Below are 22,365 nucleotides of genomic sequence, written 5' to 3' on the forward strand. Positions count from 1 at the left end.
TCAAAGCGGAGTACCAACTCCTAGTCCATTCACTTCAAAGGCCCCATGCTTCGTATATTTACCTTAACGGAAATATGAATGTCAGCCTTTGATAGCGCTTCTCCCCAATGTTCCTCTACTTTCTTGTATTTTCTATATTCATGAGCCCGTGCGTTGAGACCAAGCCCGATAGGATCTATATGCTGCTCCTGTATCTTCTTGATGAGGTTCTCGAATTTCTTTTTCACTTGTTCAGAAATCAATCCCTCTAACTCTTTGCCATTCTTTCGCACATCAAAAGGGAACAAAAGTTCAGTAAGATCAACTGGCATTGTAATATTGATATCGAACCTAAACTTGTTCTGTTGGTATGAAGTCTTAACCTTCCTTTTCATGCTTTGAACCATAATACTTACATGGTCTGTTTGGATGGGACCACTCTTTTCACGCCCAGGAATCGTAAGTGTTAAGTTAACAGACTTCTTTGCATTTTTATTCAATATTTGAAGTAAAATGGTTTCCTCTTTGTCCAGAGAAGCTTTATATTTCCCTTTATGATCCAGCAGCGTTGCGCCAGTTAGCATGATCCGTTTGGCCTTGTCCAACTGAATTTCTGAGATATAGGGCGTCACTCCTTTTTCAAACATTTGCCAATGCAGATTCTGCAGCGTTGTTTGTACCGTCTCCGATCTAGCACTCTTCGTATCAATCATCCCCCGAAGCAATAAGGGTAAAATGGGTTGATCTTTCGGATTTAAGTACATAATGTCGGAAATAGGTCCATTAACAGCGATGATCCTTGGTGTTAATGGATTTTTCATATCGCGAAAGAAGACATCAAGCATCTGGAACCAATCTTCGTGCTCGAGGATGCGCTTTCCGATAAGCATGACCTGAACCTTTCTACCTGTAATTACACCTGGTGCTCGTTCATCCTGTTTTCCCCTTGCTTGTCGAATCGTTTGCGACTCTACTTTGACTATTAGATTTTCATTCTTAATACCTCTGCCGTGCACGGGATTATGCAAATAAAAAAGTAAGTTGTCTTCATTATCTAAATCCACCCCTAAGGCGAGATTGTTTGTAGCATTTTCCAAATCTAACCGATCTCTGCATCCAGGGACGAAAGAAACAAGCAAGAAGATGAATATAACATTCAGCATCCGCTTGTTCATAAGTGCTTCCTCCACTTAAATCGATCATGTATACTTACATATAAAAGTAAACAAACAGGGGCTATGTACTCAACACCCAAACCGATCTGACCAAGTAAAGTATTCATCTTTTCACTCTGAAAAACAGTAGGCATAAAGAAAAACGTGCCTACGGCAATGAACACCCATAGCAGCCGTAAATGATTACGGTGGTCTTGCTTTCCGATTAGCCAAGTTGTACAAAAAACACTCATGTACATCGTAGGTATCCAAGACAATGAAAAGATAAGAAGATAAAACGCGATAAATATGACTTCGATCCTTGATATAAATGTAAACTCGATCGTTTTCAATACATTGATCGTAGGTTCGTTGTATTCCATAATTTCATCTGTGCTGAAGTAGGCGAAACAGATAATGGTAATGAATAAATACATAAGCATTGTCAATGTATACGAGATAACAAGACCGATGGAGGCCATCCGCTTATTTTTGAGAAACGGATACAAGATAAACGTGGTTGAGAATCCGATATGATAATAAAAAGTGCTCGGTACCGCCGCGAATACAGGCTCCCATCCTTCCTTAAGTACAGGAAACAGCCGCAGCCAATGGGCATCCTTAAGCGGAAGTAAATACACAATAGGAATCCATAAAGATAGAAGCATAACCAATTCCACATATCTGCCCAAAATGCGAAGTCCGTTTCGCACAATGACATAAGTGGGAATGAGCAGCAGAATCATAATGATATAAGCTGGAGTTTGCTGCAAAAGATATTGTTTAACAATCAATACGGTATATACAAGCCCCGTGTATCCGTAGTAACAGAGATACAGGGCAAATAGGATGGCCACAACTTTGCCTGCCCCTTTACCCAAATACACTGTCACTAAATCCAGCAAAGTCCCGTCAGGATACCTTTTCATCACTTGTACGACGATTAAACTCGCTGCCATGGAAATAACCCAAACGACGATAAGAGCAATCCAGCCAGCCGTACCTGCTTTTTCGGATAATACGCGCGGCAGCGACAAAAAACCGATGCTCAATACCATACCAAAGTTGAGAAAGATATACTGCATGAAGGTGATTTCATTCAAGCCATATTTTTTCACTTGCTGTCCCCCTCCGAGTTAATCTTTTACTTCACTGTTCCCATAGCTCCTATGGTTGTCTTCACGGAAACATGAATGTCAGCTTTGGCCAACGTCTCACCCCAATTATCTTCCACTTTCTTGAAATGGCTATATTCATGCGCTCGGGCATAAAGCCCAAGCCCCATCGGATCAATTTTATCCGCTTGTATTTTGTGTATGAGACTTTCCAACTGCTTTTGTAATTGAATATTAATTTTATTCTCCAAATCTTTTCCTTGACTTCTCACATCGTAAGGGAACGTTAGCTCTGATAGACCAACGCGCATGGTAATATGGATATCGAATTGAAACTTGTCATTTTTGTAGGAAGTCTTGACTTTCGTTTTTATTTTTTCAGCATTTAGACTTAATTTATCTGTGTGGAACGGCCCGATCTTCACTTGTCCGGGAATGGGAAGTGTCAAACTAACCGCCCGCTTTGTCCTATTTTGCAAAATTTGCAGTAGAATACTTTCCTGTATGTTCAGAGAATCGGCGAAATTCCCTTTATTATCCAGCAGTGTTATACCCGTCATCGCAATTTGTTTATTCAGCAAGCGAACTTCGGAGATGTAGGGAGTTTGACCCTTTTCGCGCATTTGATTGTGCAGCTCCTGCAAAGTCGTCTTTACCGTTTCCGATCGGGTATTCTTCGTTTCGACCATATCCCTAAGTAATAAAGGCAGCATGGGTTGGTCTTTCGGATTTAAGTGAATAATTTCAGAAATAGGTCCATCGAAGGCAATAACCCTGGAAGTTAACGGGTTTTTGGGATCGCGAAACCAAATATCGGTTAATTGAAACCAGTTTTCTTGCTGTAGTATTCGTTTGGAGACCAGTACGACTTGAATACTTCTGCCCTGGAAAACGCCCGGCGCATAACTGTCCTGTTTCTCTCTCGACTGACGATTCGTTTGTGGGGTCACCCCAATTTCACGCGTTTTCTTCTCAGCACTTTGACTGAATACTGGTGATGTACTGTAAAGCAATAATTTGTTTTCTTGATCGAGATCAAATCCTACTAATAGGGCGAATGTGGCATCTTCCATATCTAACCGATCACTGCAACCAGCAGAAAGAACGACAAGCACTCCGAGAAGCATATTTTGAAACATCCGCTTGTTCATATGTTCTTCCTCCACTTAAAACGATTATGCGTCCATAAATAAATCAGTAAACAGCCAGGAAATACATATTCGATGCCAAAACCAATCTTTCTAAGAAGCTCATTCATACGATCACTTTGATTAAAAGATGGCATGAAAAAAAACGTGCCCACTGCAAGAAACAACCAGAGTATTCGAAAATGATTGCGGTGATCCTGCTTTCCGAGCAGCCAGCTAGTCGTATAAACACCTAAGTACATAGTAGGTATCCATGCTAATGAAAAAATGAGTAAAAAAAACGCGATAAACAGTATTTCCATCCGTTCTATGAACTTAAATTCAATGGATTCCAAAATATTGACCATGGGTTCGTTGTATTTCTGAATTTCGTCCGGGCTGTAATAGACAAAGCAGATTAACGTAAGGAACATATACCCGAACATTGTCAATGTATCGGAGATCATAATGATACTGGAAGCCTTCTGTTTGTTCTTCAAAAACGGATACAAAATAAACGTTGTAGCAAATCCAATATAAGAAAAAAACGTTGTAGGTACAGCCGAAAATACAGGCTTCCATCCTTCTTTTAATAAGGGAAGCAAATTCAGCCAGTGAGCATCCTTGAGCGGAAGAAGATACACAACGGGTATCCAACAAGAGATTATAACAACGAGCTCCGCATATCTGGCTAAGATGCGAAGTCCATTGCGCGTTATTACATAGGTTGGGATGAGCAGCAAAAGCATGACTATAGATGCCGACGTTTGCGGCAGCAACCATGCCTTCGTAATCAATACAGCCTGGGCGATTCCTGTGTAAGCGTAATAAAAAAGATAGAGGGCAAATAAACTAGCTGCCAACCTAGCTGTCCATTTCCCCAAATATCGTGTAAGTAGATCAAATAATGTGCCATCAGGGTGCTTTTTCATCACCTGAATAACAATTAAGCTTGCTGCCACCGTGATGATCCAGCCTATAATGAGCGCGATCCAGCCATCTGTGCCTGCCTTTTCCGCCAATATTCGCGGCATTGCCAGAAAGAATACACTCATCTGAATGCCGCTATTAAGACAAATATACTGCATAGTGGTGATCTCATTACCTGCAAATCTATTCATTTCCCATCACCCTCTGGACGATTTTCACCTTGCCTCCGCAATTGGGTCGCTTTTACCCCTAGTGGTCGCTTGCCCATTTTCCACAACGGTAAACGAATGAACGTATCTTTCCAATCGGCATAACGAACCGGCGCGAAAGGGGTGCCGTACGGCGTTCCAAGCGATTCGAGTGCAATTAAGTGTCCGATCATCGTCATCAAACCAATAACGATGCCCACTATACCGAACATGGCAGCAGCAATCATCATGACGAAGCGGATAAGTCGAACGGCTGCCACCATATCATAATTAGGCAGGATAAAGGAGGAAATTGCCGTAAAAGCAACGACAATTACCATGGTATTACTGATAAACCCCGCTTGTACGATCGCTTGTCCAATAACAATCCCCCCAACAATGCCAACGGTTTGCCCTACTGGGGCTGGCAATCGCACTCCTGCCTCCCGCATCATTTCTAAAGTCACCTCCATGAGAATCGCTTCAACAAAGGGTGGAAACGGCACCCTTCCTCTGAACTCACCAATCGTGAGCAGTAATTTCACCGGAATAACCTCGAAATTATAGGAGATGACGGCAATGTAGAATGCCGGTAAGAATATGGCGACGAAAAAAGCGAAAATCCGCAGCAGCCGTATAAAAGTAGCAATCGACCAGCGTGTGCTGTAATCGTCGATGTTTTGAAAAAATGATATAAATGACACCGGTGCGATCAACACACTGGGCGAACGATCGACGACAACAGCGAGTCTTCCTTGCAAGATCTGTGAAGCCGCAGCATCTGGTCTTTCCGTCGTTATTAATTGCGGAAATGGGGAGTACGGATTGTCCTCGATCATTTCTGCCAACTCACCAGTGTTAATGATGACATCGACATCAAGCTGCTCAATCCTATCTACAAGTTCTTTCAACATCTCAGGATTCGCAACATCTGCTAAATATAAGATAGAAACTAAACTGTTACCTCTTCGTCCAACGTTCATTTCTATAATTTTTAATTCACGGTTTTGAATATAGCGACGGATTAAAGCAATGTTTTGGGTTCCTGTTTCAACAAAACCTTGATGTGCTCCTTTTAAAGAAGCCTCAACCTGTGGATCTTCAATTGCCCGCTGCGGCCACCCTTGCGTTCCTAAAGCGTAGACTTCCGTTCGTCCGCCAACAAAGAGAATACTGCTGCCATGCAAAATGGCAGACTCAATTTGCTGCCAAGACAACAACGGATTGATTTGACCTACATTTATCGTGAAGCCATATTCCAAATCGCCGCTTCCCGTTTCAAATTGAAGAGGCCGAAGCACATTATTATTGATTGCGTTTTTATCTATGAGTCCATTCAAGTAGACTAGCGCCGCTTGGTCCCCAGACTGTTTGATTATAAAATGCCGTACAACCAGATCGGGAGTTTGACTGAACTGACTTTGTAAATAGGTTATATTTTGCACCAACGACACACTTATCGAGTCGCTAGGCGGCTGATTAATATGCTCTGGAATCGAACGATACTTCTTTTTTCCGAACCAGTTTGAAAATAACAACGAACTTCACCACCTCCCCCTTATTCTTCCTTTTAATATCCAAAATTATGTATTCATGATAAAGGCTGTACGTCATTGAAGCGGAAGTAAGGATACGATACCAATAGAAAAAGCAGCCACCGTTAATCGGTGTGCTGCTTCTGATTTACAAGATTGAGTTTATATCCATACGGCCAAACTTTACGTTAACATTTACCCTTGCAGCTCAAACGCTTTGGCTAATAAACGATAAGAATGAATGCGCGCATCCACATCATGAATCGGAGAAACGACCATAAACTCATCAGCTTTATACACCTCATTCAGCTTGAGAATCTCCGCTTTAACTTGCTGAGGAGTACCCACAATACGCTTGTGTTGGCGACCGCGTATTAGGGCCAAATCAGCTTCTGTATACGGATAATTCATTGCTGTTTCAACGGAAGGGAATGAGGGCAGCAGCGCGCCGCGGCCAAGGGAGAGGAAGAACAAATCCGTACTCGTCGCTAATCGATTCGCCTCTTCTTCCGTATCTGCACAGACAACTAAAACCGCTGCAAGCGAATGAGGCTTATCATTCAAAATAGACGGTTTGAATTCCTCGCGGTAAATCTGCAGCGCTTGTTCACAATCGGCATTGCCAAAAAACTGGGCAAAACCAAATGCAGCCCCTTGTTTAGCAGCAATACTGGCACTGTCATAAGAAGAACCGAGCAGCCAAATTTCTGGTGCTGTCGGAATAATAGGAGACGCGTGCAGCGCGGCAAAGCGATGGCTCGCAGGCAGCGAATCATATAAATACCCTGTCAAATCAGCAACTTGCTGCGGGTATTGATCTACGCTTGTGTATTTCCCCTCTTGCAGCGCTCGCGTTGAGATTGGCATGCCGCCTGGCGCACGCCCAAGACCAACGTCAATCCTTCCAGGATGCAGCGCCTCCAACAAACGGAAATTTTCAGCCACTTTGTATGCACTATAATGCGGCATCATGATACCGCCTGACCCTAAGCGGATCCGATTCGTTTTTGCAGCTAAATGAGCGATAAGTACTTCTGGGCTTGAGTGAGCAAGCGCCTCAGACGCATGATGCTCCGACACCCAGTAACGCGTATAGCCAAGTTTATCTGCCTCTTGCGCCAGCTCGGTCGTTTCAACTAGCGTTTGCGCGGCGTTGCGACCTTCTCCTATTTGTGATTGGTCCAAAATCCCCAATTTTAACATGCTCGATCACCTCCTTTTAACTGTAACATATTTAAGCACAGAATAGCAAAAAACAGCCGGAAGACTCCCGACTGTCTTTACGCATCTAGTTATTGGGCAAGTTGAACTTGATCGAATAAAGTCTTCTTCAGAAAGACTAATGTATCCGTTTCACCTAGCGGCCTTTCGTGAAAGGCTTGATAACCTTTACGTTCATACATCGAAAGCAGCCAAGGATGATTCTTCGACGTTGCAAGGACAACACCGGATGACAACAAGGTATCTCTGACGATGACCTCTTCCACATAAGTCAGAAGCCGATTGCCGACACCTTGATTTTTGAATTCAGGTAAGACAGCAAACCAATACAAAAAAGGCAGATCGGTCAGTTCTGGCAAATTTTTCAATGAAATGGTTGCTGCAATAGAGCCGTTAATTTCCAATACATAGCTTGTATTTTCTAAAAGGTTCTCACGAATCATGTCGATCTCCGCATTCGCGGCTCTAAATGTAATTCCTAGTTCACGAATTGACTCATAGGCGCCATCAATGACTTTGAATTGTTCTTCTGCATCATCAATTGTCGCCAATCGAAAAATCTCACTCATATTGGTCACCTTCCTAGTTGATATGGGCAGCAAGGTCTGCGTTAGCCGAAAACCTGGATAAAGCAAAAGATGAGATCTCTTGCTCGGTTGTGCCTTCCCTTGAAAGATCTGATAAGATCTCTCCAACTACACTTGCGAACTTAAAGCCATGGCCTGAGAAACCGCCCGCCAATAGGACATGAGCATGTTCCGGATGACGATCGATAATAAAATGTTCATCAGGAGTTAATTCATATTTACAAACGGCTCCCCGAAGCACTTGACCCGAAGCTTGTGGCAGAAAGGCTTCCAAGGCTTGCCGCAAATCCTTCTCATCCTCGGCATAATGACCGAACGGTTCGAAGGGCTGCCCTGGCTTCCAAGGCTGACCGGCATCATGCCGACCAATCTTGACGCCGGAACCGTCGATGCTAGGGAAGCCGTAGAACCCGCCATTTTCCGCACCCAATGTAAATCCCGGAAACCTAGCCGAATCATAGAGAGATTCATCTGAGTTGAACCAAGCGACAGCTTTACGAACGGAGCGAATCGGCAGGTGAATAATCGCATTTAACTTACTAAACCATGCGCCGGCAGATAGGATTAACTGATCTGCGTGATAAGCCCCATCTAGTGTTTGTACAGTAACGCCGCTCTTTCCTATTTTGATGCCTGCTACTTGCGTATTGACAAGTAGTCTTGCACCTGCGGCCAAGGCCTGTTGGCGATAGGCGCGTACGCAAGCTTCACTGTACAGAAACCCCGCTTCATGTTCATACAAACCTATGTAAGAATCTGGCGGATTTACGCCCGGCCAACGTTTACGAATTTCATCCGCGTTGAGCTGATCAACTTTTAGCCCAAAAGCAGCAGTAGACTTTAATTTGCTCCCCATATGAAGAGACTTGGCGGCTCCCATGTTCAGAACTCCGCTGCGTACAAGCAGCCGCTGTCCGCTGGCTTCCTCAAGCTCCTTCCACAGCCGGTCAGCTCTAATTGCCATTGCCGTGTAGGAGGAACTGCCTGCGTATGCATGACGGATAAGGCGAGTCTCCCCATGATGACTGCCTGCCGCATGGGGCGGATCAAATTTATCAATTAATAATACTTTCACCTTGTTTTTGGCCAAATGATATCCAGCACTCATGCCCATCGAGCCTGCGCCTATAACAATGACATCATATGAGGTTGGCATAAGTCACATTTCCTTTCTCATACAACCGCTGCGCGTAGTTGTTAACCGAATCATAGGACTCCTCCTCGATTATAGACCGTAACTTTTTTCTCCAAAAATGCGGTGAGTCTTTCTGCTAACAAGGTCAACCCCCAGTAAATAAAGGCTGCGGCAATATATGCCTCGAGAAATTTTAAGCTTACTGAAGCAACAACGCTTGCTTTGCCAAGGAGCTCCATCTGAGACACGGTGAAGGCCAACGATGACGTATGCAGAAATCCAACGAAAATATTGCACAAATTGGGTAAAATAACGCCAATCGCTTGAGGCGCTACGATTCGCCAAATCGCTTGAGGTGTTGTCATGCCAATGGCATGGGCGGCTTCGATTTGACCTCGATCAACCGATAAGATGCCGGATCGAATGATCTCCGACATATAAGCACCGGCTGTTATAGAAAATGCCGTCAACACAATAAGCAGAGAAGGAATCGATGACGATTTGAAACCCCATCCATAATACGCAGACAACCGATCAATGACGAGCGGCAGCCCAAAGTAGATAACAAAAATATGAAGCAGAATCGGCGTCCCGCGTAGAAAGGATACGTAGAAATCTAGGAGACGATGTACATATTTCACTTTGTAGATACGAGCGAAAGCCGTTACTACACCGATGCCGAAGCCGATAACAAGCGGGATGAAGGTCAGCACCAAGGTTAACGGTAATGCCTTTAATATTTGGAAAAAGGCTGTATAAATAAAAACAATATCGATTTTCATGTCCTCACTCACCCCGTTAATGGACGCTCATGCCTTTGCAGCCTGAACTCCGTCACTTTAAAAACTTTTTCCAAAATAAGTACAGTTACGTAATATATGATCGTTAAACTGATATAAACTTCCAACGTATGCGCCGTAGCCGCAATTAATGTTTGCCCACGCCCCATCATATCCATGACCCCAATCGAGAAAGCCAACGACGTATCTTTGAGAAAACTAATCACTGAATTTGCAAAGTTAGGGAAGGCAATAAGTAAAGCCTGTGGCGCAACGATTCGAGAAAAGGATTGCTTACCGGTCATGCCTACTGCATAAGCAGCTTCGGTCTGGCCCCGATCGACGGCATTGACAGCCGCCCGGATGTTTTCAGATTTGAAAGCGGCAATACTAAGGCCATAAGTAATAATCACGAAATAGATCGGATCCCATCGAGATATATTGATATCGATAATCTCGAGCAGCATCGGCAAACCATAGAAAACAAGGAATAATTGGATCAAAATCGGCGTTCCACGGATAAACGATACGTACACGATGGATAGTTGGCTAAGCACTGGAATACGATATAAGCGAGTTAGGGCAATCAGTGTACCCAGCACAAGACCTAATGCAAGTGATGCCACAAGAATGAGAAGGGTTAAAGGCAAGTAGTAGAGCAGCTTCGGCAGAAACTCCGCAACAAGCGTAATATCGAATGATTTCCCCATCTAGCTACCCACGGTATAGTCGGCTCCCAGCCACTGCGTACTTAATTTACCGAGTGTTCCATCTGCTTTGATGGCTTTCACGGCTTCGTCAATCTTCTTTTTCAGCTCTTCTTGATCCTTGCGTAAAATGAAGTAAACTTTGGAGTTGGACAGCGGCTCTCCGACTGTTTTTAGCTGCGCATCTACCGATTTATTAACGAAATCAATCGCAAACTGCGTACTAATCGAGGCATCCGCACGACCTTGCTTAATGAGTGATTTTGCATCCTCGCCTGCGCCTGTATAAACGATATTAATACCGGTGTTGTGTTCTTTATTATATTTTTCAGCCAGTACAGCCGCGTTGCTTGTTGCGGTTACCAATAACTTCTTACCTTTAAGATCATCAATAGATTTAACGGTATTGTTGTCTTTGTGAACGATAATTTTGTTCGGAAAAATATTATAGGCTTCATCATTGAATAGGAATTTCTGCTTTCTTTCCTCATTCACTTCCATTTGGTGTGCAATGAAGTCGATTTTATTCGTCTCTAAGCTCAGCAAAAGGTTCTTGAATTCCATCGTTTTGAGCTCAAATTCATACTCGGGAAGCCGCTTATCGATTTCTTTGACAAGCTCTACATCATAACCCGTAAGGTTGCCCTTATCGTCAATAAAGCAAATGTTCGGGAATTGTGTACCTGTTCCCACCACAATTTTTTTAACCCCTTTTGGCGCTGCTGTAGCTTGAGCTGCAGGTGCTGTTGTAGCAGCGGCTGTGGCTGCGGACCCGGTGGATGGGGACGTGCTGGCCGTTTTAGTTTGAGCCGCACATCCTGCTGCGAATGCAGCCGTAAGAATAAGGGATGAAAGTACCGTGAATTTTTTCATGATTAAATGCCTCCTGAGTACTGATATTAGATTTATGTATATATGACTATTCCTACGTTTTAACTATTTTTTTATCCGAAAAGAAAACGGGGTATTTTTCCCGTTGAAATGAAGACATGCCATGACGAATATTCTTTATATGTTACAGAGGATATTACAGAGGGTAATGACAGGCCGTCCAATGACCTTTCCGCAATTGGAGCAGCTCTGGCTGCTCCTCCCTGCACCTTGCCGTTGCTGCAGGACACCTGGTGTGGAATCGGCAGCCGGATGGCGGATTCGCAGGGGATGGAATTTCTCCTTCAATCGCAAACCATTCTCTTTTCCTCGTGGGATCAGGTGAAGGTATGGAGGATAGCAGCCCCTTCGTGTAGTGATGGGATGGATGAAGGAACAGCTCTTCACTTGGCGCAATTTCAACCAGTTTTCCTAAATACATCACACCGATACGATCCGATAAATGGCGCACAATATTTAAGCCATGGGCGATAAATAAGTAAGTTAACCCCAATTTTCTCTGCAAATCCTGCATTAAATTAACAATTTGTGCCTGTACGGATACGTCGAGCGCAGATACCGCTTCATCGGCAAGAATGAATTGGGGATGAAGTGCTATGGCTCTGGCGATACCAATTCTCTGCCTCTGACCTCCCGAGAACTCATGAGGGAATCGATCATACATGGAGCGATTCAAACCAACTAGTTCCAATAGTTCTTCCACCTTAGCGCGCTTTTCTGCTTTGCTTAATGATTCATGTACATCGAAAGGTTCGCCGATAATATCGCCAACTTTCCAACGCGGATTCACTGAACCGTACGGATCTTGGAAAATGACCTGCATATCGCGACGTGCTCCCTGCAGTCCTTTGGCCGAAAGCTCGGATAAATCCTTCCCTTCGAATAGAACCTTTCCTTCCGTCGCCCTCTCCAGCTGCAGCAGAACCCGGCCTAAAGTAGACTTACCACTGCCGGATTCGCCTACTAAACCGAAGGTCTCACCTTTCTTAATCGAGAATGACACGTCGTCAACAGCGCGAATATAGGTCTTTGAACGGTTAAACGTCCCTTTCCCTACTGGGTAAAATTTACTTAGCCCTTTTACCTCGAAAAGCTTCTCTGTAGCTGTCTCCTGTTCTCCTAACTCAGGAATGGTCAGATCATTCTTACCAGATTTAATAGCCGTATCCGCTGGCGTTGTATGCTGCTGCCAATCTTCGAGTTTGACTAAATCCTCCGAATACCAACAGGCGGCTAGCCGTCCATTCACAGATTGAAGAGGCGGGCTATCATTCTTACAACGATCCGTCGCAAAAGGACACCGAGGATGAAACCGACATCCTGTAGGGAGATCCGATAAATGAGGTATCGTTCCTTCAATGGAGAATAATCGGGAAGTACGATCACTATCCATCGTCGTAATCGAACGAAGCAATCCTCGTGTATACGGATGATGGGGTTTCGTGAACAACTGCTGAACGGTCGCCTGTTCCACGATCTGCCCTGCATACATCACGATAATGCGATCAGCCATCTCAGCCGCAATCCCCATATCATGTGTAATCAGGAGAATCGACATGTTAAACTCATCTTTAAGCTCCTGCAGTAGGTGAAGAATTTGCGCTTGAATCGTCACATCAAGCGCCGTTGTAGGTTCATCCGCAATAAGCAGCTGTGGATTACAAGAAAGAGCCATGGCAATCATTGCCCGCTGCAGCATTCCCCCAGACAGCTCGCCGGGGTATTGGTTCATCCGGATTTCAGGCTCAGGAATGCCGACACGCTTCAATAAATGAACGGCCCGCTCCCAGGCTTGTTCTCGATTGCCCTGTTTATGCTGAATGATAACCTCCGTGATTTGACTGCCAATTGTAAACACGGGATCAAAAGCAGCCATTGGCTCTTGAAACACCATCGCCATCTTCTTCCCACGTAATGCCCGAAGCTCTTTCTGTGACAAAGTGGCCAAATCATCACCATCCAGCACGATTTGACCGCCGGAAATCACACCATTCTCATAATCAATTAATCGCATGACGGATTTGGAAGTCACCGATTTGCCGCTGCCGGATTCTCCCACTAGACAGACAGTTTCTCCTGCACCAATGTTCAGCGTAATGTCTTGAATTGCCGTGAACGACCCTTTATTCGTTGTAAATTGAACACTTAAATTCTCAATCTCAAGCAGTTGTTTCAATTTGCGCCGCCCCCTTGCTATGCCCTTTTCTGCTTTGGATCCATGGAGTCGCGCAGTCTATCTCCAATTAAATTAACCGATAATACAAATAAGGTGATCGCTAGTCCTGGAAACGTACATATCCACCATGCCACCGTCAGATAGCCTCTTCCCTGTGATAAGAGTGTCCCCCAATCAGGAATCTCTTTGAGCACCCCCAGTCCAAGGAAGCTTAGCCCTGCTCCAACCAATATCGATGATCCCAGACCAATCGTAGACATAACCAAGAGCGGCGACCAAGCATTCGTCAAGACATGGCGGAAAAATATTCGCACATTAGATGCACCTATCGATCGCGAAGCTGTAATGAAGGAGCGACTCTTGATACTCAGAATCTGACCGCGCATGACCCTTGCATATTGTGGAATGGACGCTGCTGCAACTGCAAAGATAAGATTGAATAAATGAGGACCAAGAGCGGCAGCTATGGCTAACGCTAATAGGATTCCGGGAATTGTCATCAGAACATCAATGATCCGCATGAAGAGCGTATCGATGACACCACCGATATATCCAGCTACCGCACCAATGAGTCCGCCTATTAAACCTCCTGCAAGAACAGAAGCAAATCCAATGAATAAGGAGTCACGACTCCCATACACGACAACACTAAAGACATCTCGGCCAAAATAGTCCGTACCAAACAAATGAGCTTTACTTGGCGCGCTCAGAATTTGATCGGTGAGCATCGCCGTAGGGGGATAAGGAGCAATCCATTGCGGAAAAAGTGCACATCCTATCATAAACAAAGTCACGATAGCCGCTAAATAAACGAGTATTTCCGTGGCGCTAATTTTACTAGATGCTTTCGGAAATTGTAGATGCCATTTACGCCTCTGCCAAATAGCCCTCGTGGAAACCACTTCTTTCATACCCAATCTCCTCCCCAATATGGTTTCATTTAGACCTTATGGTGTTCGACGCACCCGTGGATCGATGAATACATAAGAAATATCCACAAGCAAATTCACAACGACGTAGATGATGGCTGAGAAAAAGACAACGCCCTGAACAACCGGCAAATCTTTGGACATGATGGCATCCGCGAGAATTCTCCCAATCCCCTGTCTAGAAAATACGGTTTCGATCACAACGGTCCCTGCCATCAGGTCTCCAATATGAATACCGATAATGGTAATAGCAGGTATTAACGCATTGCGAAGCGCATGTCGATACATCACTAATCGTTCCGATAGTCCTTTCGCACGCAAGGTCACGATGAAATGCTCATTGATGACTTCCAACATCGAGTTCCGTACCATGCGAACGATAAATCCGGCCCCAACAAAGCCAAGTGCGAGCGAAGGAAGGACAAGAGTAATCAACCCTTGGGACCCCATTGCCGGGAACCAGCCTAAGGATACAGAAAAGATGAGAATCAACAGGATCCCCGACCAGAAGGTTGGCATTGATATACCGAACAGCCCTACGATACGGGCTAGAACGTCGATCCATCGGTTGCGGTGTATGGCGGAAAGTACGCCTAGCCCTACACCAATAATCGTGGAAATGAGTGTACTAGCTAAAGTTAGTGCCATTGTAGCTGGGAGATGTTTAATAATTTTGGGCAGCACAGGTTCACTGTTCAGTAAAGACTTACCAAAATCCCCGTGAATCATAGCTAGAAAATAGCGGCCAAATTGGACATAAAAGGGCTCATTCAATCCCAGTTGATGCCTTAAGTTGGCAATAGCCTCCGGGGTCATGGATGAAGGATCGATCATCGAGAGTACGGGATCTCCCGGAAGTACATACAAAATACAGAAAACAAGGATTAAGGAACCAAGAATGACCAGCAAGGAAACCACAAGCCGCTCCGTTATTATCCTGCTCATATCGATTAGCTCCCCTATGTCTTTATTTTTGAATAAACGTGTCATTGAAGAGCGGATAACCTAGGGAATCGAATTTCAATCCTTTAACGGTTTTCGATGCGGCTACTGTATAGGGGAATACATAGATTGGAATGATGACCGCATTATCGATAATCGATTTCTGAACTTGTTTATACAGTTCCACACGTTTTTTATCGTCTGTTTCGATAGCACCTTGTTCAAGCCACTCATCTACTTGCGGATCGGCCAGACCTGGAAGACTTGGACGGGCTTTCGGATCACTCGTATGGTAGAAGGCGTAAAGCGCATTCGGATCCGAGTTTACCTGGCTGTTCCCGTAGATATCATATTCGCCTTTGGTATATACAACATTGGCTACATCTTTGGTAATCTCAACTTCGACAACGATGCCGACTTGTTTCAGCTGTTGTTGAATAATAACCGCAATATCATTGCGTTTTTCACGATTCGGCGAGCCATCTACATAATGTAAAGTCAGCTTTTTGCCATCCTTCACACGGATGCCATCCGCGCCTTTCACCCAACCTAGTTCATCCAGTAATTTGTTCGCTTTAGCGACATCAGGTTTGATTCCGTTTTCCAGCGATGCATCATAGCCGACAACGCCAGGTGAAAGCGGTGACCAAGCACGTGGATATGTCCCTAAATATAGCGTTTTGACAATCGCATCTACGTCAATAGCCGCTTGCAGCGCTTGCCTTGCTTTCACATCGCTCCAAGGTGCTTTCCGCTGATTAATAAACAAGGTATAAGGTAAACCCGTTGTATTCACTTGGTGAACTTGAATGCTTGCATCTGATTTCAAGGAAACGACATTTTGTGGAGGAATGGTTTCGCCTGCGAGTACTTGTTTGCTTTGAACACTGCCAATACGAGTGGCCTCTTCTGGAACGATACGAAATGTGATTTGATCCAAATAGGACTTTCCTTTATTCTCCACGATTTCGGGAGCTGAGTTGTAATCAGGACTGCGCTTAACTTGAATGGATGCATTCTCTTCCCATTTCACAAAGGAAAAGGGGCCGGATCCTACCGGATTTTTACCAAACTGATCCCCATACTTTTTAGCTGCTGTTGGTGATACAATCCCAAGTAAGGCTTGACTTAGGTTGCCCAGGAAAGCTCTGGATGGTGTTTCCAGATTTATTTTTATCGTGAATTCATCAATGACTTCTGAGGATTTATAGGGCTTAATGAGGGCTACGGAGTTAGCCGCTTTCGTTGTTGGATCGAGAATACGATCATAGCTATATTTGACAGCTTCCGCATTAAATGGGGTACCGTCTTGGAATTTCACATCTTTACGCAATTTGAAAATGTAGCTCAAACCATCAGGCGCAACGGTCCATTCAGTGGCTAGCCAAGGTTTGATCGAGCCATCGGGCAGTTGAACGACTAAACTATCGTAAATGGTACGAAGTACCCGAACGGCAACGGCAAGACCGCTGCGATGTGGATCTAATGAATCTGGCGAAGTCGCGAGTGCATAGGTTAGCTCTCCACCTATAACGGCCGTCTGCTTATCCTCTTGCTTGGCATTTGGTGATTGTGCTGCATCCCCGCTGCTGCTTTTTGCTGAACCGCATCCCGTCAAAGCTATGACGAATGCTAATGATAATGTACTTAACTTGACCCATTCTTTTGATCTACGCAAGATAAACACTCCCCCATGTATGTTTCAACGAATTAGTTGGCAACCTTTTCTTTCGTGTAGCGATTAGCAGGAATAGGAATTCCCAAATTCCCGCGCAGCGTGTCCGTTTCATACTCTGTGCGGTAAATACCGCGCTCTTGCAAAATTGGAACAACAAGGTCAACGAAATCATCCAATGCTCTAGGCACCGTCGTGCGAATGACAAACCCATCAGCCGCTTCTTCGTTGAACCACTGTTCTACTAAATCAGCAACCGCCTCAGGTGTTCCTATAAAATTGCCTCTAGGCGTGGCTGCTCTTATGGCCGCTTGACGAAGCGTCAAATTGAGCTCTTTCGCTTCCTTTTTTATTTTATCCGTCGTGCCTCGGAAGCTATTTGCCCCGAAATCACCCAAATCCGGAAATGGTTCATCGAGTGGGTATTGCGAAAAATCATGATGCTCGAAATAGCGGCCCAGGTTGTCAAGCGCGCTTTGGATGGTTACGAGATTAGCGACTTCTTGATACTTAAGCTCAGCTTCTTCCTGTGTACGTCCTATAATCGGATTGATTCCAGGGAAAATTAGCACTTCATCCGATTCACGGGCATAAGCGGCTGCTCTTTGTTTAATGTCTTGATAAAACAGCTTCGCTTCCTCGATATGTTCATGCCCTGTATAGATGGCTTCGGCCGTTCTAGCCGCCAAATCTCTGCCTGATTCTGAAGCTCCTGCTTGGAAAACAACAGGATGCCCTTGTCTAGAACGGCCAATATTCAGTGGTCCTTGAACCGAGAAGAATTCACCTTTATGATTCAGAGTGTGCAGTTTGCCCGGATCAAAGAAAACACCGGACTCCTTATCTCTTACGAAAGCATCGTCTTCCCATGAATCCCATAGGCCTTTCACAACCTGGACATACTCTTCAGCAATCCTGTAGCGCAGCTCATGGGCCGGATGTTCGCCCTTGCCGAAATTTTTGGCTGAGCCTTCAAGTGGAGACGTCACAACATTCCAGCCTGCGCGACCTCCGCTAATATGATCCAGCGAGGAAAACTGACGGGCGACGGTGAACGGCTCACTGTACGAAGTCGATAGTGTGGCGACGAGTCCGATTTGTGAAGTCACAGCTGCTAATGCGGAAAGAATGGTAAGCGGTTCGAAGCGATTCAGGAAGTGAGGATTTGATTTCTCATTGATGTACAAGCCATCCGCGATGAACACAAGATCGAACTTTCCAGACTCAGCTTTCAATGCTTGCTGCTTGTAGTAATCGAGACTGACACTTGCGTCCGTCGAAACATCCGGGTGTCTCCATACAGACATGCTGTTGCCGACACCGCTGATATTAACGCCAAGCTTCAATTTTCTTTGTTTTGCCATTCAATATCCCCCCTATCGTTGGTTGACAATGCGCATAAATTAAGTCGGAATTAAAGCCTATTGGTGCGTCACTTTTTCTTTCGCATAGCGATTTATTGGAAAAGGGAGTCCTAGATTTCCGCGAAGTGTATCAGTTTCATACTCCGTACGATATATCCCGCGTTCCTGTAAAATCGGAATGACCAAATCCACAAAATCGTTCAAACCATTCGGAACACCAGAACCCACTATGAATCCGTCTGCGGCCCCACTCTCGAACCATTCCTGAATGCGATCTGCGATCTGAGTTGGTGTACCTATGAACAGTGGACGCGGTGTGGCCGATTGGAGTGCGACCTGCCGAAGAGTCAGACCATGTTCCTTCGCATTCTGTTTAATGCGATCTGTCGAGCTTTGGAAGCTGTTTTTGCCCAAATCGCCTAGTTCAGGGAATGGGGCATCCAAGTCGTACTGCGTAAAATCATGATGCTCGAAAAAACGTCCCAAATAAGCGAGTGCTTCCTGAATGGTTACTAAATTCGCAACTTCCTGATACTTGCGTTCTGCCTCTTCTTCCGTTACGCCGATAATTGGTCCTATGCCGGGCATTACAACAATCTCATCAGGATTTCTGCCAAAACCTGCTGTTCGGCCTTTCACATCGTCATAAAAGCGCCTAGCATCTTCGACGGTTGGATGTCCAGTAAAGATCGCATCTGCTTCTTTGGCAGCCAAGTTTTTGCCATCCTCAGATGAGCCTGCTTGGAAGATAACGGGTCTGCCTTGCTTGGATCTCCCAATATTAAGCGGTCCTTGTACAGAGAAGAATTCGCCCTTGTGGTCCAATCGGTGCAGCTTCTCAGGATCGAAGAACACACCGGTTTGTTTATTCCTTACAAAAGCATCATCTTCCCATGAATCCCATAACCCTTTGGCAACCTGCAGATATTCAGAAGCAATTCGATACCGCTTGGGATGATCAGGATGATCCTCCAGCTTCTTATTGTAGTTAAGAGCGGAGCCCTCCAGCGGGGAAGTGACCACATTCCACCCTGCTCGGCCATCGCTGATATGATCCAGTGAGGAGAACTGCCTCGACACTGTGAATGGTTCACTGTAGGACGTAGATAGCGTACCGACTAGACCAATTTTCGAAGTTACTGCCGCCAAGGCCGATAAAATCGTTATCGGTTCGAAGCGATTCAAGAAATGGGGAATCGATTTATCATTGATGAACAATCCGTCTGCGATAAACAACAAATCGAATTTACCAGCTTCCGCTTTTTGTGCTTGCTGTTTGTAATAGTTGAAATTCACACTCGCATCTACGATCGCATCCGGATGTTTCCAAGATGACATATTACCGCCGACTCCATGAATGATAGCTCCGAGCTTTAATTGTTTTTGTTTGGGCATGTTTTTTCCTCCTAAAAGTTTGGCTTTCATAATTTAACCCTTACAGTGCATGCATTCCCCTTAATAACGTATAAACAATAATTCCAATTGGTTTTGTCGGTTTAAATTCCTACTTACTGTATCACCGGCTTATTAGGCGGTCAATTTGATATTAAGATGTTCTATTATCAGATAGAATTGTTCTATGGAGAACTTATTTTCAATTTCATCTCTTTCAATGCTTCTAGGCACACATGCGTGAAATCGTTGGCCGCTTCCTTGAGTGAAATGAGATTAGTCCGAAGCGACAATCCTCCTAGAGCAGGGATATGGATAGGTACAAGTAAGCCATCCTTCACTTCTTGACGTACGCAGAGATCGGGTAAAAAAGAAACCCCCATCCCACTCACGACCAGCTTCTTCGCCGTTTCAAGATTATCGATCTGGTATTCGATTTGGGGCGGACGGTCAAGTGTGGCGAATAAGCGATGTATCTTTATCCAATCGAGAGAGCCACACTCGAAAAACACTAGGGATTCCCTGCTTACATCCTCAATCGTAATTTGTTCTTTCTTCATAAAAGGATGACGCTGATGTACGAAGAGTCGAATCGGATCTTCATAAAACCCCGCACAATCAACATGCGGATGCGTCACGTTTCGCACAAAGCCGATGTCTATTTCCTTATTCAACAGCTTCTCCAGAATCGTTTCGGTGGGAGCTGTCGTTAATTTAATCTGCAGGCTTCGGTACTCCTTTTTGATGATGGGAAGAATATCTGGTATGACATAATTGGAGACAGAAACCGTGCACCCTATTCTTAATTCATTAGGAGTCGTGTTTAAATTCTGCAGCTGTTGTTTTCCCTTCTTGTAAGTTTGGAGAATTTGCTGAGCATACGGCAGGAACTGCTTCCCTTTCTCTGTCAGCGTAAAATTCCTCCCTTCTCGATCGAACAGCAATGTATTCAGTTCTCGTTCTAACGATTGAATTCGGGCCGTCACTGATGGCTGGGATAAGAATAATGCATCAGCAGCCTTGTTGAAACTATTGAAATGTATGACATAGACGAAAGCTTCAATATTTTCAATATTCATGACAATAAACTTCCTCTCTAACTTGCAAGCGACTAGGAACTATGCGAATAGGCCTTTTGTATACTGTGATCCGTGCTTTGTAAGTACACAGATACTTTTTCAAATGCTTCCTGTGCATCAACGCCATCTAATTGCAAAACAATAACCGACTGATTGCCTAGTGTTAGGCTTAGGGAAACAATGCCTAGTAAACCCTTTGCATTCAGCATTTTCCCACTTACACCTACATAAATATTGCACGAATACCGATTAGCTATGGTCACAAAATCCAACACAAGATCAATCGTCCAAGGTTTGTTCCTCGTAAAAGTCCATTCGATTTTCATTCCTATTCCTCCTAGAAAGTGTTACAAAATAACTTGCATCGTAAGCTATAGATAGCATTTGCTGATTATGAATGAAAAAAGGAGACGAATTCACCCCTTAGGATGAAGCATCTCCAGTTGTCTGGTTGATTCATATTATTCCGATAAAATTACTTGTATTTAGATTATAGTGAATCCAACCATATTCTGTCAACGTTTAAAATTGAAATACCTAACCTACATGCAAATGGCATTTCCGGCTAAGCGGAAACCCGCGCAGAGAACAATTTGCACCGTATAGGCAACAGAAAAGAAGCAATTAACCATATTTACATGCAATTAGTCAGGAATAGACAATTTCTATCAATTTACACCTCTACCAAAATTGCTCGTTTGATGATAGTTTAAGATATACATCCAAGCGAGGGAGAGATCAGAATGAGAACCATTTATGAGAATTACCGAGGCTTTAAAATCAGCAAGCAAGAAAGCACCTATAATGCGATTTCTTCAGATCATATTATTTTTAGCCGTTGGCAGCTAAGCCAAGTTCTAGATACGGTCGATAGTTATGTGGAATTCGCGGATAATAATTCGAGTCCGGATGCGGAATCCGGTATGCCGCAAAACTAATCGTATCCATTTGAAATAACGAAATGTTCATTAACCTAATCTCTCCGATTTATATGGAGTGGACTCATAGAGGAACGTGGATGCGCTAATTACTGAATAAACGCCGGTTTCGCGAGCTGGAGGACTACGATCCTTTATTACGTCATTTTGCCCTAAAGAGCATTGATTTCACCCAAATTGCGCATTCACGTTCTGTTCAATCAAATTACAGGCCACATTTCCTACAAATAACGGAATGAAGTTCCGTTCGTTCAAATTACAGGCCACTTTCCCTTCAATACGGATTGTCGTTCCTCGACGTAGGTTAAGTTCACTGTTTCCTTCATCTATGGACTTAGTTGTTGTAATTTGTACAACATTTCATTAACGAATTCGCGTATTCCCCGGTTAGTGTTGCAGAACATACAACATTTCCTTCCCAAAACAGCTTTATCGCATAAAATAAGTCAAAATTGTTGCACTACATACAACTTCAACAGCCTATAGCGAAGAAACGTAACGTAATTGTTGTACGTAGTACAA

General features: G+C 44.3%; 20 protein-coding genes. 1 reads left to right on the forward strand and 19 read right to left on the reverse strand.

Features of this window, described 5'->3' with window-relative positions:
* Positions 1-29: 29 nt before the first annotated feature.
* The 19 genes from ASG85_RS03320 to ASG85_RS03410 form a co-directional block, all read right to left on the reverse strand.
* Positions 30-1,154 carry a Ger(x)C family spore germination protein gene (locus tag ASG85_RS03320; RefSeq protein WP_057305279.1) on the reverse strand — a complete coding sequence of 375 codons (1,125 nt, stop codon included), beginning with the start codon at positions 1,152-1,154 and terminating at the stop codon, positions 30-32.
* On the reverse strand, positions 1,151-2,251 hold the full coding sequence (locus ASG85_RS03325; protein WP_057305280.1) for a GerAB/ArcD/ProY family transporter: 1,101 nt from the start codon (positions 2,249-2,251) through the stop codon (positions 1,151-1,153). Before ASG85_RS03325 ends, ASG85_RS03320 begins: the two co-directional genes overlap by 4 nt.
* A gap of 26 nt (positions 2,252-2,277) precedes the next feature.
* Positions 2,278-3,399 (reverse strand): Ger(x)C family spore germination protein, encoded by a 1,122-nt coding sequence (locus ASG85_RS03330; RefSeq protein WP_057305281.1) that lies wholly within the window; start codon positions 3,397-3,399, stop codon positions 2,278-2,280.
* On the reverse strand, positions 3,396-4,496 hold the full coding sequence (locus ASG85_RS03335; RefSeq protein WP_057305282.1) for a GerAB/ArcD/ProY family transporter: 1,101 nt from the start codon (positions 4,494-4,496) through the stop codon (positions 3,396-3,398). The genes ASG85_RS03330 and ASG85_RS03335 overlap by 4 nt, the downstream gene beginning before the upstream one ends.
* Positions 4,493-6,031, reverse strand: coding sequence for a spore germination protein (locus tag ASG85_RS03340; RefSeq protein WP_200957454.1), 1,539 nt, complete (start codon positions 6,029-6,031; stop codon positions 4,493-4,495). Before ASG85_RS03340 ends, ASG85_RS03335 begins: the two co-directional genes overlap by 4 nt.
* 192 nt (positions 6,032-6,223) lie before the next feature.
* Positions 6,224-7,231: an LLM class flavin-dependent oxidoreductase gene (locus ASG85_RS03345; RefSeq protein WP_057305283.1), complete on the reverse strand. Its 1,008-nt coding sequence runs from the start codon at positions 7,229-7,231 to the stop codon at positions 6,224-6,226.
* 89 nt (positions 7,232-7,320) lie between these two features.
* Positions 7,321-7,818 carry a GNAT family N-acetyltransferase gene (locus tag ASG85_RS03350; protein WP_057305284.1) on the reverse strand — a complete coding sequence of 166 codons (498 nt, stop codon included), beginning with the start codon at positions 7,816-7,818 and terminating at the stop codon, positions 7,321-7,323.
* 13 nt (positions 7,819-7,831) lie between these two features.
* Positions 7,832-8,992, reverse strand: coding sequence for an N-methyl-L-tryptophan oxidase (gene solA, locus ASG85_RS03355; protein ID WP_057305285.1), 1,161 nt, complete (start codon positions 8,990-8,992; stop codon positions 7,832-7,834).
* A 50-nt stretch (positions 8,993-9,042) separates the two neighbouring features.
* Entirely contained in the window at positions 9,043-9,753 is a 711-nt protein-coding gene (locus tag ASG85_RS03360; protein WP_057305286.1) for an amino acid ABC transporter permease, read from the reverse strand.
* A gap of 8 nt (positions 9,754-9,761) precedes the next feature.
* Positions 9,762-10,460, reverse strand: coding sequence for an amino acid ABC transporter permease (locus tag ASG85_RS03365; RefSeq protein WP_057305287.1), 699 nt, complete (start codon positions 10,458-10,460; stop codon positions 9,762-9,764).
* Positions 10,461-11,330 carry a transporter substrate-binding domain-containing protein gene (locus ASG85_RS03370; RefSeq protein ID WP_063860123.1) on the reverse strand — a complete coding sequence of 290 codons (870 nt, stop codon included), beginning with the start codon at positions 11,328-11,330 and terminating at the stop codon, positions 10,461-10,463.
* Positions 11,331-11,484: 154 nt separating this feature from the next.
* Complete coding sequence (locus ASG85_RS39690) at positions 11,485-13,524, reverse strand: ABC transporter ATP-binding protein (protein ID WP_057305289.1); 2,040 nt, start codon at positions 13,522-13,524, stop codon at positions 11,485-11,487.
* 17 nt (positions 13,525-13,541) lie between these two features.
* Positions 13,542-14,435, reverse strand: coding sequence for an ABC transporter permease (locus ASG85_RS03380; RefSeq protein WP_057305290.1), 894 nt, complete (start codon positions 14,433-14,435; stop codon positions 13,542-13,544).
* A gap of 36 nt (positions 14,436-14,471) precedes the next feature.
* Complete coding sequence (locus tag ASG85_RS03385) at positions 14,472-15,398, reverse strand: ABC transporter permease (RefSeq protein ID WP_057305291.1); 927 nt, start codon at positions 15,396-15,398, stop codon at positions 14,472-14,474.
* Positions 15,399-15,420: 22 nt separating this feature from the next.
* On the reverse strand, positions 15,421-17,073 hold the full coding sequence (locus ASG85_RS03390) for an ABC transporter substrate-binding protein (RefSeq protein ID WP_057305292.1): 1,653 nt from the start codon (positions 17,071-17,073) through the stop codon (positions 15,421-15,423).
* Positions 17,074-17,105: 32 nt separating this feature from the next.
* The gene (locus ASG85_RS03395) at positions 17,106-18,434 is read right to left on the reverse strand and encodes an LLM class flavin-dependent oxidoreductase (protein ID WP_060645353.1); all 1,329 of its coding nucleotides are present in this window, start codon (positions 18,432-18,434) and stop codon (positions 17,106-17,108) included.
* A gap of 57 nt (positions 18,435-18,491) precedes the next feature.
* Entirely contained in the window at positions 18,492-19,829 is a 1,338-nt protein-coding gene (locus ASG85_RS03400) for an LLM class flavin-dependent oxidoreductase (RefSeq protein WP_057305294.1), read from the reverse strand.
* A gap of 182 nt (positions 19,830-20,011) precedes the next feature.
* On the reverse strand, positions 20,012-20,905 hold the full coding sequence (locus ASG85_RS03405; protein ID WP_057305295.1) for a LysR family transcriptional regulator: 894 nt from the start codon (positions 20,903-20,905) through the stop codon (positions 20,012-20,014).
* A gap of 32 nt (positions 20,906-20,937) precedes the next feature.
* Complete coding sequence (locus tag ASG85_RS03410; RefSeq protein WP_057305296.1) at positions 20,938-21,231, reverse strand: HPr family phosphocarrier protein; 294 nt, start codon at positions 21,229-21,231, stop codon at positions 20,938-20,940.
* A gap of 417 nt (positions 21,232-21,648) precedes the next feature.
* Here ASG85_RS03410 and ASG85_RS03415 point away from each other — a divergent pair, with 417 nt between their 5' ends.
* Entirely contained in the window at positions 21,649-21,843 is a 195-nt protein-coding gene (locus ASG85_RS03415; RefSeq protein ID WP_057305297.1) for a hypothetical protein, read from the forward strand.
* Positions 21,844-22,365 lie beyond the last annotated feature (522 nt).

This window comes from Paenibacillus sp. Soil724D2 (assembly GCF_001427935.1).
Lineage (GTDB): Bacteria > Bacillota > Bacilli > Paenibacillales > NBRC-103111 > Paenibacillus_E.